The sequence below is a fragment of the Microbacterium sp. AC132 genome (assembly GCF_979258525.1).
Genome location: NZ_OZ409862.1, coordinates 1,247,339 through 1,273,692, shown reverse-complemented (window position 1 = coordinate 1,273,692; position 26,354 = coordinate 1,247,339). Strand labels below are relative to the sequence as shown.

At 63.1% G+C, this 26,354-nt stretch carries 24 protein-coding genes and 2 pseudogenes; 10 read left to right on the top strand and 16 right to left on the bottom strand.

The window, feature by feature from the left end:
* Positions 1 to 442: 442 nt before the first annotated feature.
* The 3 genes from ACZZZQ_RS05925 to ACZZZQ_RS05915 form a co-directional block, all read right to left on the bottom strand.
* Positions 443 to 1,075, bottom strand: a complete 633-nt coding sequence (locus tag ACZZZQ_RS05925) for a hypothetical protein (protein WP_275093348.1) — start codon at positions 1,073 to 1,075, stop codon at positions 443 to 445.
* Positions 1,076 to 1,167: 92 nt separating this feature from the next.
* Entirely contained in the window at positions 1,168 to 1,806 is a 639-nt protein-coding gene (locus ACZZZQ_RS05920; RefSeq protein WP_463507098.1) for an RES domain-containing protein, read from the bottom strand.
* Complete coding sequence (locus ACZZZQ_RS05915) at positions 1,803 to 2,576, bottom strand: hypothetical protein (RefSeq protein WP_275093350.1); 774 nt, start codon at positions 2,574 to 2,576, stop codon at positions 1,803 to 1,805. The genes ACZZZQ_RS05920 and ACZZZQ_RS05915 overlap by 4 nt, the downstream gene beginning before the upstream one ends.
* A 316-nt stretch (positions 2,577 to 2,892) precedes the next feature.
* Between ACZZZQ_RS05915 and ACZZZQ_RS05910 the strand changes: the two genes are divergently transcribed.
* Positions 2,893 to 6,594, top strand: coding sequence for a hypothetical protein (locus ACZZZQ_RS05910; protein WP_275093351.1), 3,702 nt, complete (start codon positions 2,893 to 2,895; stop codon positions 6,592 to 6,594).
* 46 nt (positions 6,595 to 6,640) lie between these two features.
* Here ACZZZQ_RS05910 and ACZZZQ_RS05905 read toward each other — a convergent pair whose 3' ends face one another.
* On the bottom strand, positions 6,641 to 7,291 hold the full coding sequence (locus ACZZZQ_RS05905) for a hypothetical protein (protein WP_275093352.1): 651 nt from the start codon (positions 7,289 to 7,291) through the stop codon (positions 6,641 to 6,643).
* Between the two features lie 638 nt (positions 7,292 to 7,929).
* On the bottom strand, positions 7,930 to 8,154 hold the full coding sequence (locus ACZZZQ_RS05900; protein ID WP_275093820.1) for an arsenate-mycothiol transferase ArsC: 225 nt from the start codon (positions 8,152 to 8,154) through the stop codon (positions 7,930 to 7,932).
* 152 nt (positions 8,155 to 8,306) lie between these two features.
* Here ACZZZQ_RS05900 and trxB point away from each other — a divergent pair, with 152 nt between their 5' ends.
* The 5 genes from trxB to ACZZZQ_RS05875 are packed head-to-tail and all read left to right on the top strand — an operon-like array spanning position 8,307 to position 12,126.
* A complete protein-coding gene (gene trxB / locus ACZZZQ_RS05895; protein ID WP_275093353.1) occupies positions 8,307 to 9,284 on the top strand; it encodes a thioredoxin-disulfide reductase in 978 nt (325 codons plus the stop codon).
* Positions 9,281 to 9,607, top strand: coding sequence for a thioredoxin (gene trxA / locus ACZZZQ_RS05890; protein WP_292765925.1), 327 nt, complete (start codon positions 9,281 to 9,283; stop codon positions 9,605 to 9,607). The genes trxB and trxA (ACZZZQ_RS05890) overlap by 4 nt, the downstream gene beginning before the upstream one ends.
* Positions 9,604 to 10,698, top strand: a complete 1,095-nt coding sequence (gene arsB / locus ACZZZQ_RS05885) for an ACR3 family arsenite efflux transporter (protein WP_275093355.1) — start codon at positions 9,604 to 9,606, stop codon at positions 10,696 to 10,698. The genes trxA (ACZZZQ_RS05890) and arsB overlap by 4 nt, the downstream gene beginning before the upstream one ends.
* A 2-nt stretch (positions 10,699 to 10,700) precedes the next feature.
* Positions 10,701 to 11,693: a metalloregulator ArsR/SmtB family transcription factor gene (locus ACZZZQ_RS05880; protein ID WP_275093356.1), complete on the top strand. Its 993-nt coding sequence runs from the start codon at positions 10,701 to 10,703 to the stop codon at positions 11,691 to 11,693.
* A 25-nt stretch (positions 11,694 to 11,718) separates the two neighbouring features.
* Positions 11,719 to 12,126, top strand: a complete 408-nt coding sequence (locus tag ACZZZQ_RS05875) for an arsenate reductase ArsC (protein WP_029264080.1) — start codon at positions 11,719 to 11,721, stop codon at positions 12,124 to 12,126.
* A 187-nt stretch (positions 12,127 to 12,313) separates the two neighbouring features.
* Here ACZZZQ_RS05875 and ACZZZQ_RS05870 read toward each other — a convergent pair whose 3' ends face one another.
* Genes ACZZZQ_RS05870 through ACZZZQ_RS05855 form a run of 4 tightly spaced genes read right to left on the bottom strand, consistent with a single transcriptional unit; the run spans position 12,314 to position 18,528 of the window.
* On the bottom strand, positions 12,314 to 14,641 hold the full coding sequence (locus tag ACZZZQ_RS05870) for a zinc-ribbon domain-containing protein (protein ID WP_431785203.1): 2,328 nt from the start codon (positions 14,639 to 14,641) through the stop codon (positions 12,314 to 12,316).
* A complete protein-coding gene (locus ACZZZQ_RS05865; protein ID WP_275093358.1) occupies positions 14,638 to 15,681 on the bottom strand; it encodes a TniB family NTP-binding protein in 1,044 nt (347 codons plus the stop codon). The genes ACZZZQ_RS05870 and ACZZZQ_RS05865 overlap by 4 nt, the downstream gene beginning before the upstream one ends.
* Complete coding sequence (locus tag ACZZZQ_RS05860; RefSeq protein ID WP_275093359.1) at positions 15,678 to 17,714, bottom strand: Mu transposase C-terminal domain-containing protein; 2,037 nt, start codon at positions 17,712 to 17,714, stop codon at positions 15,678 to 15,680. Before ACZZZQ_RS05860 ends, ACZZZQ_RS05865 begins: the two co-directional genes overlap by 4 nt.
* Positions 17,707 to 18,528: a TnsA-like heteromeric transposase endonuclease subunit gene (locus ACZZZQ_RS05855; RefSeq protein ID WP_292765913.1), complete on the bottom strand. Its 822-nt coding sequence runs from the start codon at positions 18,526 to 18,528 to the stop codon at positions 17,707 to 17,709. Before ACZZZQ_RS05855 ends, ACZZZQ_RS05860 begins: the two co-directional genes overlap by 8 nt.
* A 334-nt stretch (positions 18,529 to 18,862) precedes the next feature.
* On the opposite strand from ACZZZQ_RS05855, the gene ACZZZQ_RS05850 reads away from it, so the two are divergent.
* Positions 18,863 to 19,024: a hypothetical protein gene (locus ACZZZQ_RS05850; RefSeq protein ID WP_275093361.1), complete on the top strand. Its 162-nt coding sequence runs from the start codon at positions 18,863 to 18,865 to the stop codon at positions 19,022 to 19,024.
* 81 nt (positions 19,025 to 19,105) lie between these two features.
* Here the strand turns inward: ACZZZQ_RS05850 and ACZZZQ_RS05845 are convergent, their stop codons facing one another.
* From ACZZZQ_RS05845 to ACZZZQ_RS05835, 3 genes and pseudogenes are all read right to left on the bottom strand, one after another.
* Positions 19,106 to 19,312 (bottom strand): ABC transporter ATP-binding protein, encoded by a 207-nt coding sequence (locus tag ACZZZQ_RS05845; protein ID WP_275093362.1) that lies wholly within the window; start codon positions 19,310 to 19,312, stop codon positions 19,106 to 19,108.
* 350 nt (positions 19,313 to 19,662) lie between these two features.
* Complete coding sequence (locus ACZZZQ_RS05840) at positions 19,663 to 20,472, bottom strand: RNA polymerase sigma factor (protein ID WP_463507097.1); 810 nt, start codon at positions 20,470 to 20,472, stop codon at positions 19,663 to 19,665.
* Positions 20,473 to 20,759: 287 nt separating this feature from the next.
* Positions 20,760 to 22,275, bottom strand: a pseudogene (locus ACZZZQ_RS05835) (SulP family inorganic anion transporter).
* A 164-nt stretch (positions 22,276 to 22,439) separates the two neighbouring features.
* On the opposite strand from ACZZZQ_RS05835, the gene ACZZZQ_RS05830 reads away from it, so the two are divergent.
* Positions 22,440 to 22,823: a MerR family transcriptional regulator gene (locus ACZZZQ_RS05830; protein ID WP_275093370.1), complete on the top strand. Its 384-nt coding sequence runs from the start codon at positions 22,440 to 22,442 to the stop codon at positions 22,821 to 22,823.
* 106 nt (positions 22,824 to 22,929) lie between these two features.
* Positions 22,930 to 23,955 (top strand): annotated as a pseudogene (locus tag ACZZZQ_RS05825) (cytochrome c oxidase subunit I); the annotation flags it as partial.
* Between the two features lie 60 nt (positions 23,956 to 24,015).
* Here the strand turns inward: ACZZZQ_RS05825 and lgt are convergent.
* Positions 24,016 to 24,930, bottom strand: coding sequence for a prolipoprotein diacylglyceryl transferase (lgt, locus tag ACZZZQ_RS05820; RefSeq protein ID WP_275093371.1), 915 nt, complete (start codon positions 24,928 to 24,930; stop codon positions 24,016 to 24,018).
* Positions 24,931 to 25,058: 128 nt separating this feature from the next.
* Here lgt and ACZZZQ_RS05815 point away from each other — a divergent pair, with 128 nt between their 5' ends.
* On the top strand, positions 25,059 to 25,364 hold the full coding sequence (locus tag ACZZZQ_RS05815; RefSeq protein WP_373695387.1) for a metal-sensitive transcriptional regulator: 306 nt from the start codon (positions 25,059 to 25,061) through the stop codon (positions 25,362 to 25,364).
* Positions 25,365 to 25,374: 10 nt separating this feature from the next.
* Here ACZZZQ_RS05815 and ACZZZQ_RS05810 read toward each other — a convergent pair whose 3' ends face one another.
* From ACZZZQ_RS05810 to trxA (ACZZZQ_RS05800), 3 genes are read right to left on the bottom strand one after another with little or no spacing between them, the layout of a single operon-like run.
* A complete protein-coding gene (locus ACZZZQ_RS05810) occupies positions 25,375 to 25,536 on the bottom strand; it encodes a hypothetical protein (RefSeq protein ID WP_165875491.1) in 162 nt (53 codons plus the stop codon).
* A gap of 20 nt (positions 25,537 to 25,556) precedes the next feature.
* Positions 25,557 to 25,859 carry a metal-sensitive transcriptional regulator gene (locus tag ACZZZQ_RS05805; protein ID WP_275093372.1) on the bottom strand — a complete coding sequence of 101 codons (303 nt, stop codon included), beginning with the start codon at positions 25,857 to 25,859 and terminating at the stop codon, positions 25,557 to 25,559.
* Positions 25,856 to 26,230 (bottom strand): thioredoxin, encoded by a 375-nt coding sequence (trxA, locus tag ACZZZQ_RS05800; protein WP_275093373.1) that lies wholly within the window; start codon positions 26,228 to 26,230, stop codon positions 25,856 to 25,858. The genes ACZZZQ_RS05805 and trxA (ACZZZQ_RS05800) overlap by 4 nt, the downstream gene beginning before the upstream one ends.
* Positions 26,231 to 26,354 lie beyond the last annotated feature (124 nt).

The window sequence follows — 26,354 nt, the reverse complement described above, 5'->3', positions numbered from 1 at the left end:
TGGCCGCATCGCAGCCCTTCTCGCACGTGTATCCGCTCGGATGATGCGAAGACGAAAGGGGCGACCGGAGCCCCATCGCTCCAGTATCTGCCGCTGATGTTCCTCCTGAGAGAGGCGCCATCTCGACAAGGCGTCGGCGTTTCGTGACACACGGTGTCACCTCATCGGAGCCTTGTGTCATCCAAAGTCGGGTTGTGTCACCGGAACGCGTTCTCGACAGCAGAACTGTCGGAATCGCGATGAAATCGGACTAAATCCGATGTAAAGCGCGAACGGGGTGTTCCCGCCCCTCGTATGCCCCGGTGTTGAGATCATACGGGCGGGGTCTGACATTCACTATCGTTACCCCGCTTGCCCGGAGCTCCTGCGGTTTCGCCCAAACGTCGTGACAGGTGCGGACTCGAAACCGGCCGTTCAACGGCCATCGATGCGCTCCGGTTCATCACCAGTCGCTCTCGTTCTCCGGCTGCGGACCGGCGGCGTACATCTCGGTGATCCCATCGAGCATGCCTCCCAGGAGTTCGAACTCGGTGTCGAGCATGGCGACTAAGTCGACGAAGTCGAGGCTCTCCTGGATGTCGGGCATCTGCCCGGAGTAGCGAAAGGAGGTTCCTGTTCTGTCCGCCTCGTGCAGAAGAAGCAACAGCTCTTTGATCGACTCTCGAAACGGCTCATCCGTTTCCAGGGCGTTGTAGTGACCTATCAACTCGTTCATCAAAGCGTCAAGGTTGTGACCCAGGATGCGAGACGTTCGAAGTCGCTGCTCGATTTTCGCTGTCGCGAGGTCCGGGTTGCCCGACTCATGGAAACGGCGACGCAATGACGCAAATTCTCGGATCATGACCTTCAGTCGGAGTTCGAACGCCTGCCGATAGAGCGTCAAGAATGGTAGAAGCATGGTGTCATCGATCGGCTCCGCTTTGAAAGTCCCCGCAAGGCGCCCGGCAGCCTGCTGGAAGCTCGCCGCGAGGACCGAATCGTCCTGGTACGGATAGCGGAAGATCAAGCGGTCGTACCGGTTGCCGGGAACCTTAAGAAATAGGGACGTGGGCTCGCTCTTGCCGCTCTTGCGCATCCTCGATCGTCGCATCGCGTACGTGGTCGACGCCACTGCTAGAAGTAGAACTGCACAGCCGCATGCGCCCTGGCAGCAGCGACCGTGTACTCCTACTTCTTGATCCGGTAGCCCAGTTTTCTTGCGGCTTGCGCTAGGTAGATGTTCGCACTCGAGGAGTCCAGGCGAGTGTGCACCAACGGAAGTAGAGGGAACGAGTCGTCGGCGCGGGTGAATAGGGTCACCATCGGACCGAAGTCAGTCGAGGACATGTGGTACAGGCCATCGATGGTCGCGCCGAGCTGGTCCTGGATCGCGTTTGCCCAGGTCTGGGTATACCGTTTAGGCCCCATCTGAATCGAGGCTGTCGTGCCGTTGACCACGGGCCAGTTGCTGGTGAGATCCAGCAGCTTCAGTTCGCGCGTCGGTTGCCAGGCAGCGAGGGTGTTCCCACGAGCGTGCCTGTTGATGAGTCGGCGCCTCTGAAATACCTCGCCGAGAGCTGTGGTGGATCCAGCGGCTGTATACATCACGCCGTACTTCGCGTGGTGCTGCTGCGGCTCGGGATGCGGGTCGAACCGCATGGTTTCGACCGGCCCGAAGTGCCGTAGCTCATCCCATGCCTGCGGGTGAGCGCCCTTCGTGGCGAAGACACGCCAGAGGACCCCTTCGTAGGTCTTCAGGTGCTCGCTAGCGTCGAGGTTGAGCTTCGCTGGTGGCGTGGCTGGGACCTTTGCGTGCGCCCGGCTCACGTGATGTCGGCGTCTTCAAGAATCCCCACCACGGGTGCGGGGTCCTTTGCGGCAGCCAGCCACTCGATTGGTGTCATCCATTCGTTGCGATCGTTGGCGTCGTCTGATGGCCGCAATTCATCTTGCGGTGTCGTCATGAAGCCCTCGACGTCGGCCGGATCCCAGTCGGATGGGATCGCTCGGACGAGCAAGGGGAGGTGGGGGATCGTCGAGGCCTTTTCGCCGAGAATGAACTGCCATCGAGGGTAGAGGCGGACCCTTCCGGCCCGGAAGCCGTACAGGGTGTTCTTGCTTTGGCGGTGACGCACACTGGAGGCATCGATGCCGAGTAGCGCTGCGACTTCAGATGCGGTGTACGTGTTGGTTAGGGCGCGCACGTGAGTCTCGCGTTCTAGCTTGGCGAGCCCACCGCTGGTGACGAATGCGGCTGCCTCGGCGAACTCCTCCGGAGTGAAATCGCCGGACTCGATCAGGAAGCTGGCTTCGTGCTCTGTGAGGCCCAGCTCGGTCGATTGACGGTCGGTCATGGCTTCGGCGAGCTGGTCGATGAGTGCGTTGAACACGGACACGTCGACGTTTGACGTCTTCGCCACCTGCGCAAGGCGTTCGACACCGGCTTGTACGTCGGTCTTTGCCGGGGCTTTGGTCGCCACGACGAGCTTCGGTTTCCCGTCGCGGAATCGACCTGTCACAGTGCCGCGGCCCACAGGGATTTCGCGACCGGCGACGCGATTCGAGGCGGCACGGGGGCGACTCTTCTTCGCGGCCATCTGGGCTCCTCGCGTCGTCATCTGATTAGCGCGTACACGCATTATCTTACTCGCGCTCTTGCGTGTATTCATCGTCGGGAAGCGTCAAGGTGTGAGCGGTCACTGCGCTCCCTGGCGAGGACGCGGCGGCGCTGACAGAGGCATATCGCCCGCGCATTCAAAGCGGCGCCCACCCCTTGGCCACCTTGGTCCCTGGCGGGCGACGTCTTCAACGCCCAACAATCAGCGAGAATGTCGCCGGCCTACGCTTGAATGCTTGCGTGGGGAAGAGCAAAAAACTCGTAGGAACAGTCGGCCTCGATCTCAATGGCGCGCGGTGAGCGCCACGCAACGGGAGCCAGACGCACTCGAACAGGCCTTTTCAGCGTACGATCCGGACGAGCTCTGGACGCTGATTTTCGCCGCCGCCACGTCCCCCGGCAACAGGCATCGGTCGGTGACATTGGGAAGCAGCTTCGCGGCTGCGATACGAGCCTCCGCCGCTCCGGCACCAGACGAATACCGGCCGCTGCCGTCGATCCAAGTACTGTCCGATCTAGCGGCTACAACCTATGGGATCGGCCCGGCGCGTGAAGATTTCATCGCCACCGACCCGACCCGGACTGCCTTCCTCGCCGTGGGCTCTGAGCCGCTGCGCGCAGTGCCTGGCCTCACCGAACGGCCGGTCGCCGACCTCACGCGTGCGCTCAGAATGGCGGAAGCGGTAGACGGTCGGCTTCACAGACGATTTCATTTCGGCATCGAAAACGTGGTGAACGTGGCAATGAAGTACGGCGACTTCTGTGCCCGCCAACTTGCAGACGCATGGGTACCAGCCCCGGACCTCGAGCTCAACGACGAGGTCTTCCTGCCGGACGCGGAGTACGAAGCGACACGGGCCTTCCTCAACCTGAACCCCCTCGACCACATCGAACTCGGTGAGGCTGACAAAAGCGCGTTGGAATGGATGACGAACTCCGCGAGTCTGGCCACGTTCGACGCGGAGAGTCTTTCCAGCCCGTTCGGGAGGTACCTTCGCTTTGCTGACTCGGCGGGTGCACATCGATGGGTGCCGCCACTTTTCATCCCAGAGATCATGGCCCATGCCGTGCGAGAACTGGTGTCTGCGCTCGACCGGGACGGGCAAGCACGACGGGCCCTCCGGAGTTCTTGCCTGAACCAGATCCGCCAGTCCCTATGGCGCTTCTCCAACAGCGTGATCGAAGCTCCTCCCCGCAGTGAAGGCGTCGATTCCCCGCTTCGCGGGATTGACGTTCAGTGGCTGGTGCCGGTGAACCCATCCACATTCATCGCCGTCTCAGTCATCTACGTCCCCGACCTGGGAGCCGCGCCGCCGCCATACATCGGCTCAGTGGAGCTGGCGAAACAGGTGAGGTCGCAATCAGGCCCTGTGCCGGTGCGGATGGCGGGCGGGCGACAAGGAACCATCAGGCCGGGCGCGGAGGTCATTCCGCTGACGGTGTTCGCTGCACCCGGCCACATCGCTGTGCCCCAGGCGGTGGGCGAAGCAAAACTCGCGCTCGAAGACCTGACCTGGATCGCGGATACGGCTACGTCCGACGATGATCTCTACGCATTCGCGCGGGATCTGAGCGCTCCCGATTTCCCTGAGAGTTTCGGCTGGGAGGCGATCAACTACTGGGAGCCATGGAAAGCGAATGGCAAGTCGTTTTTCAAGGGTGGCGTGGTACCCAATGCCGTCTACTTTGAAGCGCACGCGGGCGAGGCCGAGTGGGATCGAGCGGTAGAGCTATCCGATCTCGAAGTGGCGCTCCTCAGGGTCGGGCTTCCCCCGATTCGAGACCTCCGAGCGGCAGAAGTCGCTCCGGGGGCCGTCGCAAACGTCGCGATGATCGCAGGTGACCCCACGTACGACGCCACCCGCGGTGTCAACATCGCGCCGAGTGTTGACGGGTGGTCCCTCGCTCTCACCGAACCTCCCGTTGCCGTGGCACGGGCGAGCCTGGAGGAAGCATCTGCGGACCACCGGCGGTTCTTCTTCGACTTCTGCGGCGGGCTAATCTACGGCTTCGCTGCGCTTGGTGATCGATGGCGTTTCGCGCACCAGGAGATCGATGTGCCCGGATACGTCCTTCACCTCCACGCATCGGAAACGGTCTCGGGTGAACCGTCCGGCGTGGTCACGCCGTACCTCGACCCGCACGCGCGTGCCGTCGACGAACCAGTCAACTTCTTGTGGCGCATCGATGTCGAGGGATTCGCAGACTCGGCGAATGGAGATCCGCACGCGGCGAATCTCCTAACAGCGGATGCAGTGTTCGATCTGCTCCGCGCGGCAGGCATGGATATCGAAACCGCAGCGGCGCTCCGCGACCAGTGGCGCACAGCTAGACCCTTTCTCATCTTGGAGATGAAGCAGGCCCGGACCACTCTCAATCACCTGCCTGATCCGTGGCGTCTACGACCCTCTGATGAGAGCCGCATGGTTGCGGCTTTGGGACGACGACTCCACGATGCCGGCGTTCAACCGGGAGAGTACCGAGCGGACGACGCTAATCGACTTATCCGCGAGCAACTTGCGCCCCTTGCTCTCGAGACCCTGACTGAAGGAATCAAGAGACACGACGTGAGCGAGGTGGTGCTTACGGGGATGGAGCAGCTGGCGAGGGTGATGGACAGTGCCATTCATCAGCAAGACGATCTATCCCGAGTCGCAGCGAATCTCGCGACCGAATGGGATCCGCTCACCCGCACGGCCGAGCTCTCGGCGGAGACACTTCAGCTTCGTCAGTGTAACGAGATCGTGGTGGAGGCTGCCTTGCGCATCCTGGACAATCCGGCGGCGGTGAAGCCGATCACTCCTCAGGCGTGGAGCGGTCTTCTTGCCGCCGCAGATGCGTACCTCACCGCGACCACATTGAGTGAGCGGATGTATCACCAAGTCGCGCCCGCAGTCATCGACCTCAGCCCGATGTACGAGCTCAACGTCGACGATGATCCGCATCCCGACGCATCGGCTTGGGGCCTTCGAAACGACGAACTGAGCCGTGCGGCTGCAAGCGTTCGGCTGCATGGCACTCAAGATGACGACTCGCTGCAACAGGCGAACGAAGGAGACGACGTCGAGGGCGCTTTCCAGCAGGCATGGGGAGCGACGTCGCAGGACATGCTCTTCGCCCTCGCCGCGCTCGCAAACTGGGAGACGTTCGAGCCAGGCAGGACGACTGCCCACGTCACCGCGGCCGAGGCAACAGCTTGGGTCTGTGATGCGCTGGGCTGGGGCGCGAATGAGACTCAGAGAACGCGTGTCGAAGCCGCTATCGGGATGCTCACGAGCACCGCCGTCCAGATGCGAGCCGTGGAGTGGAAGCCCTGGCTAACGCGCACTCGGCGTCACCGGCTCCTCGTGCAACCGCTGGTGCAAGACTCGAATGGACGACTCATTGTCAGTCCCCAGTACTTACTGACCTCCTTTCAGGTCTACTACCGCCACCTCCTCCAAGGCGTTCTTCCCTGGGCGGGAGACGTTCCTCAGCCGGTCAGCAACGCGCTTGCGGAACGCCGTGCGCGCCGCAACATTCGGTTCGAAAGATTTCTCCAAGCTCAGCTAGAGGAACTCGGATACATCACGATCACCCGCGTGAAACCCAACGACCACGCGCGACTCGGCGTTCCGACTCTCACAACCGAAGTTGACCTCGTGTGCGGACGCCCTGGCGATAGCACCATCTGGTTGATCGAAGCGAAGGACCCTGCGTCGGTTCACGGATTCGCTGAGACGGCACGCCAACTGCGCACCTTCTTCCGGGACCAGGTAGGAGGCCGCGGGACCAAGCCCTGCTATGCAACGCAGCTCGCCCGCAAGGAGAGCGAACTAGCGCCCCACGTCGCGAGCATAGCGACGCGTCTCGGACTCGGCGACTCGCCTGACGGCGAGCAGTTCCGCCTCAGCACCCTCTTCGTAACCCGAAACCTCACACCGGCAAGTTACGTCGACGAGCAGTATCCAGTTGAGACGGCGACGGAGTTTCTCGCAGCTCGAGGCCACACTCCTTAGACGACATGTGAACGGCGCCCACTGTGCCGTTGCATTGCCACGATCGCTATCGCCACTTCTGACCCTCGATGATCCGGGCCAGAGCTTCCACATCGCCGCCACGCCTGAACCATTCCACAGGGCTGTGCTGCCCGTCGGTGACCATGGTTGACTGTGGCGTCGCCATCAGAGCAGATACCGACATCCATCCCTTGTCTTTCACGATGTCGATGATCTCGGTTAGGTGCGGCAGGAGTTTCCCCGGCGAGGAGAGGCTGAACTGCCACGACGGAAAACGCCGGGACTGCGCAACATCGACCATATACAACTCGCCACGGTCGGCAGCGGCGAAGAGTGATTCCTCATCCATATTCAAGAAGGCAGCGGCTGCGGATGCGGACATGGTTTGAAGCACGCTTGTCAGAAGAGTGCTCGCTGCACTCACTACAAGACCCCCGCGAGCAACCAGAGTCGATGTCTTCTCGAGCGACTCTGGCGTGAAGGCCTTGGACCAGATGAGATAGCTGATCTCCTGCGGCGTCAGCTCTTCCTGATCCGCGATCGGTCGCTCTGCGAGAAGCTGGTCAGTCAGCGCCCGAACAATGAAGTCCCCGTCGGCGTTCAATCTGGTGACGGCGACAGTGAACGCTGCGATCACATCGGTGGATGGCTGTGCTTGCCATGGGCGGGGCCGTGGCTGGCCATCGGTTTCATCCATGAGCGGCAGCATAGATGAGGCTTTGCCGGAAGGGTAGGCCTCCCTCGGCGTCGACATCGCGGATGCCACAGAGTCGATGTCAGGCGACTAGATCCAGACGTAGTCCTGCTCGATCCAGATGATCCTGCCGCGAATCTGGTCGGAGTCATCATTTTGTCGTTGCCGGAAGCGCCCCACACCGTCTAACGCGGTTGCTGGCCGGTCACCCCGAACAGGACCCCGAGGAATGTCGCGTGCAGCAGCAGGCGGAGTCGGAACTGATGGCGAATACGAGCGGGTGCGCTGCACCCGAGCCCAGCATGCCTAACGCGACACCCGCGACGATCACGGCGACGTACAGAGCGATCTGAGGACGTTCCCACCAGGTGACGAGGTCGTGCACGCTCCCAGCGTGTCGAGTCACATGCACGTGCGCGAATCGGCTGGATCGGAAGCGGATAGGTGGTTTCCGCTCCGGCGAGAACGCCGCAGACAATCGATACAAGACGTTAGCCGACGAGAACAGCTGCCAGACCACGTACCTTCGCGTCGATGGCGTCGCGGAGTTCGCGGACGCCGTCGGCATCCCAGTTGGAGGGGTCGGGGAATGACCACTCGACCAGCTCTCCGTGCACCGCGCCCGGCAGCGGGAGGCCCGGTTACATCAAGACCACGACATCGGACGTGTTGAGATCATCCACTGTCACGGCCCGGGGCGTGGCCGCTGACGTGTCGATTCCGAGCTCGTGCAGCGTTGCCGCGACGGCTGGGTTGATCGTCTCGGAGGGGGTGATTCCCGCACTCGTCGCGACAAGTCGCCCATCGCCGATGTGTGTCAGGAGATGGGCGCCGAGCTGGGAGCGCCCCGCATTGTGCTTGCATATGAACAGAACTGTCTTGGGCAGGGGTATCTGGGGTCCTCTGGTTCATGACTGTCTCGAATGCTCCACCGGCATGATCTGTTCGCCAGGCGAAGAGCAGGTGAACTCCGTCATCAGCGGTTGCACGCAGTATCGACGGATGTCAATATAGACACATGTCGATTCAAGAGGTTGAGCTAGTTATCATCGGGTCCGGGCCTGCGGGCTACACCGCCGCGGTCTACGCCGCGCGTGCAGGTCTTGCTCCTGTGGTCCTCGCCGGTTCTGTGACGGCAGGCGGCGCGCTGATGACCACGACCGAGGTGGAGAACTTCCCCGGTTTCGTCGACGGCGTGCAGGGGCCTGACCTGATGGAGTCGATGCGCGCTCAGGCTGAGCGCTTCGGTGCCCGGATCCTCCTTGACGACGCCGTCCGCGTCGACCTCGACGCGACCATCAAAACGGTCGAGACCGGAGCTGGGGAGACCTTCCTCGCCCGTGCCGTCGTGCTCACGATGGGCTCCGCCTATCGCAAGCTCGGCTTGCCGGACGAGGATCGACTCACCGGTCACGGCGTCTCCTGGTGCGCCACCTGTGACGGCTTCTTCTTCCGTGAGCAGGAGATCGTCGTCGTCGGCGGCGGAGACTCTGCGATGGAGGAGGCACTGTTCCTCACCCGCTTCGCGTCGAAGGTCACCGTCGTGCACCGCCGTGACGAGTTCCGGGCCTCGAAGATCATGGCGCAGCGTGTGCTCGACCATCCCAAGATCGAGGTCGCCTGGAACAGCGAGGTCGCCGGCCTCGTGGGCGCCGAGAAGGTCGAAGCCGTCACGCTACGCGACACCGTCACAGGCGCCGAGCGGACGATCTCGGCCACTGGAGTCTTCGTCGCCATCGGCCATGACCCGCGCTCCGAGATCGTCGCCGGCCTCGTCGATACGGATTCCGACGGCTACGTGCTCGTCGAGCATCCGTCCACGCGCACGAACCTCGCGGGGGTCTTCGCCGCGGGTGATCTGGTCGACCACACCTACCGTCAGGCAATCACCGCCGCAGGCACCGGATGCGCCGCAGCACAAGACGCCCAGCACTACCTCGCGTCGCTCGACGAGACCGCATCGGTACAGACCGAGACCGAGGAGGTCTTCGCATGAGCGCGCCCATCACTGTCACCGATGCCACCTTCCAGGCCGAGGTCATCGACTCCGAGATCCCCGTCGTCGTCGACATTTGGGCCACCTGGTGCGGGCCGTGCAAGCAGGTCGCACCCCTTCTGGATCAGCTTGCCGCCGAGTACGACGGCCGTGTGAAGATCGTCAAGCTCGACGCCGACCAGAACCCTGAGACGGTGACCGCAGTCGGTGTCACGTCCATTCCCACACTCGGGTTCTATACAGGAGGCACGCGGGTCGACACACTCATCGGCGCCCACCCGAAGCCCATCATCGCCACGAAGATGGAGGCTCTCCTCGCATGAGCACCGCCACCGCACCCACTACCGTCCCGACCGCCACGCGTCGTCTGTCGACCCTCGACCGCTGGTTGCCGCTCTGGATCGGTCTCGCCATGGTCGGCGGCATCGTCATCGGTCGCTTCGTCCCCGGAGTCTCCGGTCTCCTAGCCGACCTCGAGGTCGGTGGAATCTCGATTCCCATCGCCCTCGGCCTACTGGTGATGATGTACCCGGTTCTCGCCAAGGTCCGCTACGACAAGGTCGCCGCTGTCACCGGAGACAAGAAGCTGCTCATCTCCTCTTTGGTGCTCAACTGGCTCGTCGGACCAGCGCTCATGTTCGTTCTCGCCTGGGCTCTCCTCCCGGACCTACCTGAGTACCGCACCGGGCTCATCATCGTCGGCCTCGCCCGCTGCATCGCCATGGTCGTGATCTGGAACGACCTCGCATGTGGCGACCGCGAGGCCGCGGCAGTGCTCGTCGCCATCAACTCGGTGTTCCAGGTCTTCGCCTTCTCGCTGCTCGGCTGGTTCTACCTGACGGTTCTCCCGGGCTGGCTCGGCCTCGACTCCCAAGGGCTCGAGATCTCGGTCTGGCAGATCGCGCTGAACGTGCTGATCTTCCTCGGCATACCCCTCGTCGCCGGATTCGCTTCCCGCTTCATCGGGGAGCGGACGAAGGGACGCGACTGGTACGAAGACCGCTTCATCCCGAAGATCGGCCCCTGGGCCCTCTACGGTCTCCTCTTCACCATCGTGCTGCTGTTCGCGCTCCAGGGCGAACAGGTCACCAGCCGCCCCTGGGACGTCGCTCGGATCGCACTCCCGTTGCTGGCGTACTTCGGGATCATGTGGTTTATCGGCCTCTTCACGGGCAAGGCGCTGGGGCTCGGATACGCCCGCTCGTCGACGCTGGCCTTCACTGCAGCGGGCAACAACTTCGAGCTCGCCATCGCCGTCGCCATCGGCACCTTCGGCGCGACCTCCGGCCAGGCCCTTGCCGGGGTCGTCGGCCCGCTCATCGAAGTGCCTGTTCTCGTCGGACTGGTCTATGTCTCGCTCTGGGCAGCCCGACGCTGGTTCCACACCGATCCATTCACCGCTGAAAGGATGTAGACATGAACGCCGTGCTGACCACCCAGGGTGACACCTGCAGTCCCGTCGCCAGCCACGCCATTGGCGTCGATGCGGCCACCTCGGTCGCCTCTACTCTGAAGGCGCTGTCGGATCCGCTCCGTCTTCGGATGCTGTCTGCCATCGCATCCGACCCTCGAGGGGAGTCGTGCGTCTGCGATCTCGCCGAGCTCGCCGAGGTTTCCCAGCCGACGGTCTCTCACCATCTGAAGGTGCTCAAGGACGTCGATGTCCTCACCTCGGAGCGGCGTGGAACCTGGGTCTGGTATCGGATCAACCCGAACCGGCGCAGCGCCGTTACGGCACTGCTGGAATCCTTCGCGCCCGCGACGCTCGCACCGTGGAGTGTCTCTGACGGCCGCGATGAGCCGCGGCCCGACTTCGACGCGCGGGTGACCCATCTCGCAGATGAACTCGCGGCAGAGGTCCCCGAGCTCGACCCCAATGTCGTGCTCACCATCGTCCGCGAGTCCTACACCGCCCTCGCCCGCACCGCGCGAGTCACCTCAGCACTCGTGCCACTGACCGAACGCTTCGCACGTCAGCGACTCGCCGACCTCACACGGGACCGCGACTCTGCTGTGCCCCAGGTGCTCTTCGTCTGTGTCGCCAACGCGGGGCGTTCGCAGCTCGCCGCCGCGCTCGTCAACAAGCTGGCGGGCGGCAAGGTCGTGGCTCGCTCGGCAGGATCGGCTCCTGCCGACGTCATCCATCCTCACGTCCGGTCGATTCTCGCCGAGATCGAAGGTGACGCTGCCGTCGAGCGCTTTCCGAAGCCGCTCACCGATGATGCCGTCCGTGCGGCGGACGTCGTCATCACGATGGGCTGCGGAGATGTCTGCCCGATCATCCCCGGCGTCCGTTACGACGACTGGGCAGTCGGCGATCCTGCTCTCGCATCGCGTGACGGTGTCGAAGCCATCCGTGACGACATCGCCGGCCGCGTGCGCGCGCTCGTCGAAGACCTTCTCCCTTGACCAACCCCTCGCACCAGGAGCAACCATGACTGACACGACCACCAAGCCCTCCGTTCTCTTCGTCTGCGTCCACAACGCCGGACGCTCGCAGATGGCCGCAGGCTTTCTCCGCGATATCGCCGGCGACCGCATCGAAGTCCGCTCCGCCGGCTCCATGCCCGCCGACCAGATCAACCCGACCGCCGTCGAAGCGATGAATGAACTCGGGATCGACATCACCGCCGAGCAGCCCAAGATCCTGACGACCGAGGCCGTGCAGGCCTCCGACGTCGTCATCACGATGGGATGCGGCGACGCTTGCCCGTTCTTCCCCGGCAAGCGCTACGAGGACTGGAAGCTCGACGACCCCGCCGGCCAGGGCATCGACGCTGTGCGCCCCATCCGTGACGACATCAAGGCGCGAATCGAGCAGCTGGTGAGTGAGCTCGTCTAACGAGGGGAACGTGCTCGCCGATCCGGGGTGCTTTCGTCAGTGATCGAATCGGGAGCTCGAGTCTCTCGATCTATCCCGATTCGCTCGCGTCAGCGTCAGCGTCAGACTGTGAGCTAGCGCTGTGTTCGAGGAGGACTCAGCGCCACAGGTCAATAAGCCCAGACGAGGTTCGCATCGGGTCCTGTTGCTACTTGCGACATTCGGGGCAGTGGGCGTGAGGTCTGCGGGTTCTGGTCTGAATCTTGGACGGCCACGAATATCCGCACGCACAGATCCACATGACTTTTCGACCCGACCCGACGGTGACCTCGGTAGGAGAGAGGGTGTTCGCTGGGTCCCATTGCTTGGCGAGGTCGGGGCGCAGAGTCGCAAGGTCGTTCTCGCCAGGGATGGGCAGCTTTCCTGCGCAGTAGGGGCAGCCGTGGCCGCACGTTCGATTCTTGACGGTCGCCGGCCACGAGTGGTTGCGATGGCAGATCCATGACACCTTCACGTGGGATGAGACTGTGACCTGATTCGGTGAGCAGTCGTTGCTGGGATCCCATTGAGCGGCGATGTCTGGCCGAAGCGTTGCGAGGTCGGTTGTACCCGGGATGGCAACGCGGCCGGAGCATGAGGGGCAACCTGAGCCGGCGTGTCGGTTGGCGACTGTCGCTGGCCAGGTGTGACCCTTCACGCAGCTCCATCGGGCTTCGTATTGGCTGCTGACGGTCACTTCGGACGGTGTCCGGTCGTTCGCGCCTGGTTTGTGGTCCCATTCCGAAGCCAAGTGAGGGTCGAGAGTTCCCAGGTCATTGAATCCTGCCAAGACGACGCGATTCGCGCACACGGGGCAGCCCGTCTTGTCCGTCGTGCGGCCCCAGACGGGGAGTTCCCACGTGTGACCCAGCGCGCAACGCCATACTGCGGGGAAATCCGAACCCGCGGTGACCTCGCAAGGAGTCTTGGAGTTCACGTGGTCCCACTGTTCGGCGAGTTGAGGGTGGGTGGTGGCGAGGTCGTTGAAGCCGGCGAGGGTGCGTTGGTTGGAGCAGTACGGGCACCCGTGTCCTGAGCAGCGGTTGCCGACAGCCGCGTCCCAGCTGTGGTCGCAGGGGCCGTGCCACCAGACGACACGGTCTGATCCGGGGGTGACTGTCTCCGGAGTGATGGAACTGTCGTTGCGTTGGTAGTCCCATTCTGTTGCAAGGCCTGGGTGAAGTGTGGCTAAGTCTGTTTCGCCCGGTATCGCCCGGCTACCGGCGCAATAGGGGCAGCCGCTTTCTAACGTGGTGCGGGAGCGCACCTGGGCAGGCCAAGTGTGCTCCCGAGCCGCACACCGCCAGTTGATTTTTCGGGCGGAGGTGACGCTGACGTGATGGGGGTCCCCGCGGTTGGCTCCTAGGGTGGTGTCCCATTCCGCGGCGATGTCTGGCCGCAGGGTGCCGAGGTCGGTATGTCCAGGCCAGAAGTCCATGCCGATGCAGTATGAGCAGTTCGTCTCGGCAAAGCCTCGCACGTGGGGGCTTGCTTCCCAGGAGTGCCCCTCTTCGCATAACCACCAGGCTTTGTGGGAGACATCGACTCCGGACCAGGGGTCTCGGGTGGGCGGGTTGCGATCCCAGTCCCATTCGGAGATGGCTTTCGGGTGTCGGAGGATCCATAGCGGGTAGTTGGCGGTGGCGTCGAGGATGCGGGGGACGTCGACGGTGTCGAGGGCGGCTTCCAGGGGGCGGAACTTCGTGGGGATGGTGTGGCGGCGGAGGGGTCGGAGCCAGAGAATCACCCGTTCGACGAGGATGTCGCTGTTGGCGAGGCCCAACGTTGTGTTGATGTCGAGTCGTAGATCTGCCGCCGTCTGAGTGCGCCATCGTGCGCAGTGCGAACGATTGGACAAGATCTGCAGAACGCGCACCGTCGCGCGGTACAAATGTGCGCGGCGATCGATCTCGCGTACCGCGCTCATCAAGGACGGATTCTGCCTGGTCTCTCCGTTCTGGGCGGAGAGCGTGTCGTTGTCGCGCACCATGGCCCACACTTGACTGTGCAGTTGCGTGGTGACCCGACCAGTAACGACGAGTCGACGGAAGGAGAGTTCCGCTTTCCGAAGCGTGGGATCGAAGGGAACGATCACCTGGGTATCGAGTTCGGTTCCGGGACCGACCCACACCATCTGCCCCGGGTGTCGGAGACAGAAGTTTTCCCGATCGTGGGGAATCTGCTCGATCGTCTCCCCGGCGCTGCATAGGCGGCACAGGAAGCGCTGCGGGTAGGCCCGTGTGGAGTCCGGTTGCGCTAGACGTTTCATGCGGAGGTAATGACCGCCCGGGCGCCCTGCCGTCGCCTCGACCGTCCGAGCGGCCGCTTCATCGTCGATCCAGACGCGGTGGATGTTCGGTTGCGCTCGGCTGGTCAATGCCCTCTCGGCGAAATCGAACGGCACTCCTGCGGCGTGGCATTGCCGCTGCGCGTAGGAGCGTGGCGTCTCAAGATGATGCCACTTGGGTCGTTTCGCCCACGCCTGCGTGCTGATCATGCGGCGTCCACCAAGTCGTCAAGGGTGACGTTGTGTGTGTTGAGCGTGGTGCGCCGGAGAGTGTCGAGAACCCCGAAGAGTCGCTCGCGGGTTACGGTCTCCGAGGTGCGCGATTCGTCGCGCAAGATGGACGCGACTAGGCGGTCCACGATCATCGCGAGAACGGCGAGTTTCCCGTCGGCGGCGTGGACTAGCGTGCCGGCGTTACGGGTGAGAAGGCCGTGGACGTGCCCGCATAGTGGTAGGAAGCTGTCGAAGGTGGCGACCCATTTGATCCATTGTTCGAAGTCCTTCTGGACGGCGGGGTCGATCTTGTCGAGTGTGACGAAGTCGCAGCGTGCGCTGACTTGCAGGCCGTCGCCCGTCTTGAATGCTTGGTCGAGATTGATTCCAACCAGGACGACGGTCGCACAGGACTCATTCTGGAGAGCCTTGATGACACTGGAGGGTTCAGTCCCGCCAAGCTTGTGCGCTTCGTCGATCACCAGCAGCTTCGTGTTATGTCGATGGAGGGCTTCGACGGCAAGCTTCCGCAGCCGGTCGGTGGCAATCTGTTTGGGGAGAACGATCGTGGGGGCGAGAAACTCCACGATCTGGGCAAGGAGAGCTTTCCCGGTCGAGTGTTCGGTCATCTCCACCCAGACGACCGGTGCGTCTCCGTCTCTGAGGTAGTCGGGGTGTTGGGCTGCGTGTCTGCGTTCCACGGATCGAGCCAACAGGAGAGCGAGCTCTGTCTTGCCGTAGAACATCGGCGCGGATATCATCAGCCCGCGCCGCGAGTTCTTCAGCCGAGGGTTGATTCGGATGAGGTCCTCCAGAATGCGAGCGCAGACCGCTTGCTCGCGTGTCTTCACCCTCAACGTCAGCCGGAGAAAATCTTCGCGAGCTTGGTCGTATAGCTCTCGGGCTTCACTGTCCAGATCTGCGTACTGCCGGAAGGTGATCTTCGGCGGCGATGCGGGCTCGGCGTCGAATGCTTCTCGAAGCCCTGCAAGGCTGGTCTTGCGGTCATGGTGGAGGACGAGTGGGGTGATCTTCATGAATCAAGCTCCTCTGCTTGCGCGAGATGTATGTCGGGGGACGTCCAATCGATGGTGCTGATGTCGACGGGTTTGGCCCATTGCCGTAATGGGATCGGTGTCGTTGTCGAGGGGCCTGACTCGCGTTGAGCTTCGACCTTGAGGCGCTGTTGCTCTCGCTTGTGCTGCGTGCGTTTCCGTTTGTCTCCTCGTTCCCGACTTTCGACACGATCAATCCACTCGCGACGGCGGTCGGGATCGTCGATCGCGGCGTCGGGGTATCGGGCAAGAAGTTTCATGTCTATCTCGGCGACCATCGGTGCTGTCTTTTCCCGCAGAGCGATGTCCCAGCACTCGATCCACACACCGGTTTCTGGGTGACGCACCCAGACGGCATTGGCGTTGTAGGGGTCGAAGCTCACTGGGAATTTCCTGGCTTTCGCGGATCCCGGTTCAGCGCCCGTGAGGGAGCGATTGCGCAGATCTTCCAGATGGGGTGAGTCGTAGCGGCGATTGTGGAGTTCGATCCCTGCACGGCCGATCATGCGTCGTTCGGTGGGCAAGAGCGCGAGGTACTCCTCAACTCCGAAAGGCACCGGAACGCCGGGTCCTACAACGAACAGTTCGGCGTACATCTGATTCGGGGTGAAGATGCGCCCTGGATGCCTCACCGACTTCAAGCCACGGTGAGGCCTGTTCAGGTAGATATTCGTTATCCAGCTGTCGAAAATGAGGCGAAGCGAATCCAGGGTGAGCGTGGGGTCGTCTTTGGCGGCCCGATGGGCGACGGAATTCCCCACGAATCCAGCCAGCCATGCGGCGAAGTCTGTCGAGAGCGTGCCGAAGTTGCGTTCAACGTGTGGTTTTACCGTCGGTGTTCTCGAGGGGGCAAGTTCCCTGTGGATTCCGTACGCACTGCAGGCATCTCTGAACGTGCGGGACCGAAAATCTGCTCCACCATCGATAGTGATCGATCGCGGGAAGATCCAAGGGACAGCCAGAGAATCGTCGGTGAGGAAGGGGTTCACCTGCTTCATCAGGTCGGACGGCAACGTGGCTGACCCTGCGAGGGTGGCTGCTCCTGAACCAGGTACGGCTTTGCGCCCGATGACAGCCCGGGCGAGCAGGAGCGCATGGTCGAATCCACCGGGGCTGTCCGCGTGAATCGCCCAAGCGATCGGTACCCGGCTTGCGACATCGAGAAGCACGGTGAGTGTCGGCCGGAACTCACTGTTCTCATCCCAGACGAGAACGTCGAGTTTCGTTGAATCGATCTCGCATCGCTCCCCAAGTTGATAGGCAGCCCCGGAGTAGTACTGACGCTTGGGGCTGTTGTCGGTGTTTCGCCGGGTGGTCGCTTTGTCGAAGCTGTAACGGCCGGCAGCCCGCTCGTTGATGTAGCCCTGGAGGGTGCGAGCCTTGATCTCACATAAAGGATCGCCGGGGTAGGTGGTCTCGAGCGCTCGCCTCACCAAGACAGCGCACCGGCGTTTGCTGCTCGTCGACTTGTCCGTCTGACGATCGAGGAATCGATCGATGATTGTCACCAGCCGTGGATCTGCCCGGCTGATGGCGAGTCGCTGCTCGCCCTTGCGATGCATGCGGGCATTCAGTCCGGCTGCACCGCCTTGCTGGTACGTCTTCCACAGGAGGTGAAAGGTGCTGCGCGCTCGCCCAAGTGAAGTGCCTTTTAGCTCGAGCAGCTTCGCGTCAACGCGTGCGTTCTGAGTTGTCAGCGCAGGGTCATATTGTGCCCGAGGAGCGGAGGCCAACGGATTCATCGGCTTGCCCGTGAACGCCTCAAGGAGATGAGCTTCCATATCGCAAACGTCGGTCGGCCATGCATCCCCGTCCGGCCGAAGAGATACGATGCGATCCCGTTGGGCTGTTCCGGCCTGGAGCAGGAACTCGTCTACGGACATGATCAGGTGTCGGTGGGGTGCGGTCTCAGATCGGAGCTTCACCTCTAGGCCAGGGATGATGTGGACCCAGACCCAGCTCTCTCCGTCAATGTCGAAAGTGTCTCCGAGCTTCAGCTTCTTCTCGTCAGACACCGATCGCGTCCGTTCTCTCCCGATGGGCGCTAGTCAGTAGCGTGTTGCTGTTGAAGACCGCCGAAAGATCGAGCTCGAGCAGCCTGCGCCAGGCGAGGTTGTCAATCCAAGCGCAAGCAAGAGGTGGGCAATCTGGTGATGCCAGCTCGCATAACTCCCGGCGAGTCTTGCCGAGAGTTGCCGCCTCGAGGATCCTGTCTTCGAAGGCAGCAGGCGGCCTGCAGCGGTCATGACGCGACGCCGACAACCATTCGACCACGCGGGTCGCATGAAGGCTGTGGCCGGAAAGCACCTGATAGTGCCAGCCGAGCGTTGCCGAAACTCGCGCCGTCTCATCGAACTGCAGTTGCGCATACTCGTCGATGAGTTCCTCTGGCCTCACGTCCCGAACGGCATAAGAGCCGTCCGACATCTGCAACAGGAAATCCGGCACATGCCAATGACCGGCCATCGGCGAGCGGACGCCGAACACCACGCCAAACGGCTGCGACCACACCCTTTCGACCTGTCCGCCAAAATCGAGCCACATCAGCTCGTCGCGCTCGAACTGAGACTCGCACCAGACGTGACTGCGGGTGCGGGTCCAGAAGTACTCAGATCCCGTGAAGAAGTGGCTGGCGCCCTTCGATACTCGAACCTTCATGGGGTCGATGATCGACCAATCCAAACGGCCGAGACTTCGGTCGACCGGTGCGAACGAGGTGTTGTTCGCATAGCCAGTCTCCGAACGATGATCACGCGGCACCCAGTGCAGCTCCGACTCTTTCGAGAACCGTCGACGAGCGATCATCCGTGCGATCTCAGCTGGCTTCATCATCACTCCCGGAGGGAGGCGGAGTGCCGGTAGGCACATCTTCGTCGCCTGCGCCCAGGATCAGCCCGGTCGGCTTCGACGGGCTTCCGACACACCGGCGCGGACCGGATATCGTTCGATCTGATCACGAGTGGCCCGACGTGAAGCGAAAACCGCATCGTTGGTCGCCCGGCGTCACTCGGGACTCCACCGGCTTCCGTCGCACGGTCTAGGCAACGCAAGGCCAGACTTGAACAAACGATGGGAAAGCTCCCCCACTAGCCTTGGGTGAACAGTACTCGCCGCCGGGTTCCGGGTGAACATTGCCGGCTCCGGCGCTGCGGCAGACATTGAGATGCCGGTCGGCGTTGCCGTCCCGGGCGCTCACGCCCTGGCGGCCGCGGAGACCGTTGCGGACGCCGACCTCGCGAGACTGACCATCCCGCTCCCCAGTGTCGGACCCGTCCCGCACGAGATGCTCGACGGGAACCTCGTCATCGACAAGGTGAACTACTGACCGCCATCGACGGGGTTCTGCAGGCCCTCGCCTCACACAACGAGGGCCTGCACGTGTGCACGTGCAGGCCCTCAGGTTCGATTAGACGCGCTGGCTGATCGTGCCGCCCAGGTTGCGGTTGGCGGTCGATTCGGTGACGAACCGGCCCGACGACGCGGAGCGGTGCACCGTGGTCGAGTTGCTCGTGCCGGAACCGACACGTTCGGTGGTGGTCTTTCCGGGCCAGCGGGCCGCAGCGGCCTTGGAGACGAAACGACCGGTGGATGCAGAGCGACGAACGGTTCCCATCGGAACTCCTTCACTGATTGGTGCCGGGGTGCCATGAGATGGAGCGCCGCTAGTCTGCGGCTGCCAACTCCGGTACAGTCAGTGCTCTGGATGAGACCTGACCTTCTCAGGGCTTGTGAGCCGTCCCGTTACCGCGGGGCGGCTCTTTTCCGTTGTGATCCCGACATCTCGGTATATGTCCGCCGCTGGTCACTTCCCCTCGCGGCCTCTCAACTGCTTCGATTGAGTCTTGCCCGTCATCGATCGCGAGACGAGCGACTGCGCTTTGTTGGCGGAAACGGTTCGGCGTGCCGCCTTCGCGTTCTGGGTCCCGAACGACGAGCGCTCGATCTTGCCTCGAAATTCACTGCTCATGCGGACTCCCGGTTCTGTCGTACTTGCTGACGTGCGCGCGCGATCGCCGACTCCACCGCTTTCGCGGTCATGCCAAGCTTCTCGCCGATCTCGGCGTGCGTGAAGCCATGCGTCACGTTCAGATAAAAGGCTGAGCGGACACGCTCGTCCTTGATGCTCCCGAATGCACGACGCAGCTCGTCCTTGATGTGCGCCGCCTCGCTCGCGTCGGGAGCGGCCGGCGTCGACGGGCCCTCCTCGAAATCATCAGCCCAGGTCGCGGCGGGCGGCGGAGCCTGCGGCTCCGCATAGGAACTCAACTCTTCTCGACGCCAACGCTTGTAGACGTTGCTGAACTGCAGCAGGCACTGGCCCACGAAAAACGTGCGCAGGGAGGCGCCCTTGGCGGGGTCCCACTTACCCGGAACGAGCACCTTGTCTCGAAACGCGGTGAGGGCGAGCACGATCGTCTCATCCGCCAGGCTCTCGGCCTCTTCGATCATCGCTCCCGGGCGGGGCTCAGGCTCCAGTGCACCGAAGCCTTTTCGCTTCACCTCGCCACGAATCTGCCCTTTGTAGATCCACCCGCGGATGACAGCCCACCCGTATTTCGCGATCTCATTCGCGAACAGATCGTAGTTCCGGCCACGGTATCCGCTGGCCTGGAGTGCGGTCGCGAGTTCGCGGTCTCCGGCGAGCCGGTCGAAACCTTCCTCGGCGCGATCGCGGTCTGCCTCGGCCAGCCAGGCCTGATCCGTTGCCCACGCGCTGAGAGTAGGAACGCCATCGGGGGACGAATGCCCTTCGGGCTCGTCGATACCGGTCATAGCGTTTCCTCACGATCCTGGTCAGCTCATAGTCACCACGATCACTCATATGTCCGACATTGCAGACTTCCCCTCGCCTCTCGCAAGAAAATGTTGAGCAACCTCACGGCTCGGTGCCGCCCGCCGTACACGATCGTTTGCGGCGAGGTTTCGCATTCGGTTCTACTAGTGGTGCCGCAAGCGTGCACCGGAAGCTAGTTTCGACAGACGATCCCGGCGGCACTTCAGTGGATAACGGAAGAAAAGGGGCGGCCTCAAGGCCGCCCCCGCTCGTGCGTGATCGTGGGTCAGTGGCCGCTGCCGAGGTTGCCGGTGAGGCGGCCATGGAAAGCTGCCGCGGTGTCGTTCAGGCCTTGGATGGTGACGGTCTTGCCGTGGTTTTCGTACTTGGTGACGATTGCGTCGAGGGCAGCGACCGTGGACGCGTCCCAGACGTGGGAGTGGCTCATGTCGATTACCACCGTGTCGGGGTCGTCGGCGTATTCGAACTGCGTGGTGAGGTCATTGCTGGAGGCGAAAAAGTTCTCCGTCGACGGCGTAGTGCGCTGTCGAGGTGTAAGCGTTGACGGTGCGGGTGACGCTCACGAAGTGGGCGACCCGTCGAGCGAACATGACCATCGCGGCGATGACCCCGAGGATGACCCCGACTGCGAGGTTGTGGGTCCAGACGGTGGCGATGACGGTGATGAGCATGACCGCCGTCTCACTCTTCGGCATGCGCTTGAGGGTGTTCCAACGGATGCTGTGCCAGTCGAAAGTCGCGATCGAGACGAGGATCATGACGGCGACGAGTGCGGCCATGGGGATGATCGCCACCACGTCGCCGAGGGCGAGCACGAGAACGAGCAGGAAGACACCGGCGAGGAACGTCGAGATGCGCGTGCGTGCGCCGGAGGCCTTGACGTTGATCATGGTCTGGCCGATCATCGCGCAGCCGCCCATGCCGCCGAACGCGCCGGAGAGAACGTTCGCTGCGCCCTGTCCGAGCGCCTCGCGGGTCTTGCGGGAGTGGGTGTCGGTGATGTCGTCGACGAGTTTCGCGGTCATCAGCGACTCGAGCAGGCCGACCACGGCCATCGCGAGAGCGTAGGGGGCGATGATCTGCAGCGTCTCAAGGGTGAGCGGCACATTCGGAATGAACAGCTCCGGGAGGCTCTCGGGGAGTTCTCCCTGATCGCCGACGTTCGGGACATTCCAGGCGAAGACCACGACTGCCGCGGTGAGCAGCACGATGGCGACGAGTGGCGCCGGGATGACCTTCGTGATCCGCGGCATGAGATACATCACCAGCAGACCCACCGCGACGAGCGGGTAGACCAGCCAAGGAACCCCGATCAACTGCGGGAACTGCGAGGTGAAGATCAGGATCGCCAGAGCGTTCACGAATCCGACCATCACCGAGCGCGGGATGAACCGCATGAGCTTCGCGACGCCGAGCAACGCGAGGACGATCTGGATGAGACCGCCGAGGAGCACCGTGGCGATGAAGTAGTCCATGCCGTACTCGCGGGCCACCGGCGCGATGACGAGCGCGATCGCTCCGGTGGCGGCGGTGATCATGGCAGGGCGTCCGCCGAGGAAGGCGATCGCGACGGCCATGATGAAGGATGAGAACAGGCCGACGCGGGGGTCGACGCCCGCGATGATCGAGAACGCGATCGCCTCGGGAATCAAAGCGAGTGCGACGACGAGGCCGGCGAGGACTTCCCGGGTGAGCAGGCGCGGGCTGCGCAGCGCCTGCATGACGGCGGGTTCGATGCGGTAACGCGCCGCGGAGTCGCGGGCGGGGGTGACGGCAGTCATGTGCCCTCCGGAGTGTTGGGCTCTCTCGTGAGAGCGCGGGAAACGATGAGGAGCGCAGCAGTGCGCAGGCGCCGGTCAGGCCGACGCGGGAAGATGAGGGGAGCAGGCGCGAGAACCGCGCCGCATCTAGACTCTAACGTTACGTGAGTGTTTTGGGGAATGCAATGGAAGACGAACACCCGAACGTCAAGACGATGCGGATAGGCGAGGTGGCCGAGCGCACAGCGCTCTCGTTCCGCTCGCTTCGACACTGGGACGACGTGGGGCTCGTGCAACCGTCCGCACGCACGGAGGGTGGGTTCCGGCTCTACACCGAGAAGGACGTCGAACGCATCCTCATCATCCGCAGGATGAAGCCGCTGGGATACACCCTCGACGAGATGCGTGAACTCCTCGACGTCGTCGACGCCCTCACCGTCGACCCGAGCGATGTCGCGCTGCGCGCCCGGATCGACGACATCCGCGACGGCGCCGACCAGCGTCGTCAGAAGCTCACGGAGCAGCTCGCCATGGCCGACGAGTTCGTGCAACTGCTCGGACAGCTCTAGAGCGACGGATCGACCTGGTTCGAGGCCTCACGCGCGCAACGAAGGGCATGCCGAAAGTGATGGTTCCGGCGCAGCGATCCACGCCCAGCTGTGTCGAAGTCCAACGTTCCCGGTGATCGCGGCCGCTCTCTCCGCCGCAGCGGCCGATCGAGTCCTCGGTGCGCACATCTTCGACCCGGCGAACGGTGGGGTCCTGCTGTGGCAGCACCTGTTCTGGTTCTTCGGTCACCCCGAGGTGTACATCATCGCGTTGCCGTTCTTCGGCGTCGTGTCCGAGATCTTCCCGGTGTTCAGCCGTAAGCCGATCTTCGGGTACAAGACCTTGGTCTATGCGACGATCGCGATCGCGGCCCTGTCCGTGGCGGTGTGGGCGCACCACATGTACGTCACCGGATCCGTGCTGCTGCCCTTCTTCGCACTCATGTCGATGCTCATCGCGGTGCCGACGGGTGTGAAGATCTTCAACTGGATCGGAACGATGTGGCGAGGGTCCGTGACCTTCGAGACTCCGATGGTGTTCGCCCTCGGATTCTTGGTCTCTTTCGTCTTCGGTGGTCTGACGGGTGTCATTCTGGCGGCCCCGCCGCTCGATTTCCACGTCTCTGACACCTACTTCGTGGTCGCGCACTTCCACTACGTGGTGTTCGGCACCGTGGTGTTCGCGATGTTCGCGGGCTTCTACTTCTGGTGGCCGAAGTGGACGGGACGCATGCTCAACGAGCGTCTCGGATACGTGCACTTCTGGATGCTGTTCATCGGCTTCCACATGACCTTCCTCATCCAGCACTGGCTGGGCGTCGACGGCATGGTGCGACGCTACGCGGACTACTCCGCCGCAGACGGCTGGACCTGGCAAAACCAGGTCTCCACCATTGGCGCGATGATCCTCGGTGCGTCGATGATCCCGTTCTTCCTGAATGTATGGATCACGGCCCGCCGGGCGCCGAAGGTCACGGTGAACGACCCGTGGGGTTACGGTTCATCGCTGGAGTGGGCGACGTCGTGCCCGCCGCCGCGTCACAACTTCACGTCGATCCCGCGCATCCGCAGCGAGCGGCCCGCCTTCGACCTGAACCACCCTGAGGCGGCGGAGTTCGCCACCACGGCACCTGGCGAACAACAGCGCCAGTAGGCCACGCTCACGGTGCCGCCGAGCTGTTGCTAATCCCTCGGAGCGGCCCAGAACCGCTGGTCAGCTGGCTTCGCGTTCCTCCACACTCGCGTTGCTGACTGACCGGCGAGGTGACGGAGTCGATTCGCCGGAATCGGTTTCTCGCGCAAGTCGGTAGATGCTCGTCTCGAGCTCGCGATGACGGATCGACTGGATCACGAACAGCGCCACGCCGAGTGCGACGGCGACGAACGACGCCCAGACGTTGGCGGGAATGCCCCAGAAGCCGTCGCTGGTCGGGTCGATGCGGATGGCTTCCAACCAGCTGCGGCCGAGGCCGTACCAGATGAGATAGAGCGCGAACGTGCGACCCCATCGGAGGGCGATTCTGCGCTCGAGGAGCAGGATGATCGCGACACCGGCGAGGTTCCAGAGAATCTCGTAGAGGAACAGCGGATGGAAGAGAGTCCCGTCGGCGAGACCTTCGGGGAATTTCGCGTTCGTGGATTCGATCTCGAGTCCCCAGGGCAGGACAGTCGGGAGGCCGAAGAGTTCGTGGTTGAAGTAGTTGCCGATACGGCCGATCGCTTGAGCGATGAGCAGGCCGGGTGCCAGTGCGTCGGCGAACGACCAGAGGCGGATTCCGGCTCGTCGGCAGCCGATCCACGCGCCGAGCGCGCCGCCGATCAAGGACCCGTAGAGGGCGTTGCCACCATCCCAGATCGCGAAGATGTCTGCGAGATTCGCACCGGGATAGAAGTAGTCGCCGACGTGGGTGAAGACATGGTAGAACCGGGCGCCGATGATCCCCAGCGGCACCGCCCACAAGGCGATATCGATGACCACGCCCGGCTCCGCGCCTCGACGGGCGAGTCGACGCTGGGTGAGGATCACCGCCACGATCATTCCCGTGATGATGCACAGGGCATAGGTGTGGATGGTGAGGGGGCCGATGGCGAACTGGGCCCAGTTCGGATCAGGGCTGGGGATACTCATGCGCACACCGCGCAACTATAGTCCCCGAGAGTCCGCATACCCACCTGGGTATGCGGACTCGTGGGATACTGAAAGGGCGTCGTCCATCAGGGACGTGAGAAGCAAGGGGTGCCCGAATGATCGAGACCATGGAAGCCAGCGTTTCCGAGGACACCGTCATGCCCGAGGAGGCCGGAGCCGCTCGAGCTGCGCAGCAGCGGAAAATCGTCAACCGTCTGCGTCGTGCTCAGGGACAGCTCGCTGCGGTGATCACCGCCGTGGAGTCTGGTGGTGAATGCCGCGACATCGTCATTCAGCTCGCCGCAGTATCGAAGGCGCTGGATCGTGCCGGGTATGCGATCGTCGCATCCGCGATGCGCAATTGCGTGGCCGACCCGGAGAGCGAGTCGCTGACACCGGACGAGTTGGAGAAGCTGTTCCTCACCCTCGCGTGAACGACCGCGCCTACCGGTTGAACAGTCGGGCGAAGAACCCCGTCGACGGTTCGTTGGCGTGTCCGTCGCAGCGCTGCGACCGAGGGATGCCGCGCATCACCTGATCGACGTGCTGGCCGCACCCCTTCCACGTCGCCTTGCCGCACTTCTTGCAGGTCACTTGGTAGCACATGGGGTCTCCTTCAATCGTTGCTACGAGAGCATCAGGAAGAGCTTTTCGATCTCTTCCGTGGTCATATCGGTCGGTTCCTTGTCCGCGTCATCCACGGAGAGGCACTCTTTCAAAGCGTCGGCGACGATCACGAAGCCCGCACGGTTCAACGCGCTCGTCACCGCTGCCAGCTGGATGACGACATCCCGACACCCCGCGTCGGCTTCGACCGCGGCGATCACCGCGTCCAGTTGCCCCCGCGCGCGTCGCAAGCGGTGCACCACGCGCCGCTGAGCGCCAGAGTCCGCTCTGCCGGCCGGAAGCGGGTCGGTGAGGACTGTCATTCCGATCCGCCCGCGGAGGACTCGTCCAGCTGCCGACGCACATCATCCATATCCAGCCCGCGGACGGCAGTGATGACCTGGTCGAGTTGAGCCTCGTTGAGCGCCCCTGGTTGCGAGAAAACGATGATCCCGCTGCGGAACACCATCAGGGTAGGAATCGAGCGGATGTTGAACGCGGCTGCGAGCTCCTGTTCGGCTTCGGTATCCACCTTGCCGAACGTGATGTCCGGGTGCGCGCTCGATGCGGATTCGAACACGGGCGCGAAGGCGCGGCACGGGCCGCACCAGGCGGCCCAGAAGTCGAGAATCACGATATCGGTGCCCTCGATCACTTCGCGCAGTGCAGTGCCGGTCACCGTTGTGGTGCTCATTCGGTCACGCTGCCGTGTCGAGGTGACCGGGGCAGCGCTGTTCCACGGGAACCCCGTGGAGCGCTTCTTCCACGTGCTGCCCGCAGCCCTCCCATGTGGCCTTGCCGCACACGTCGCACGTCAC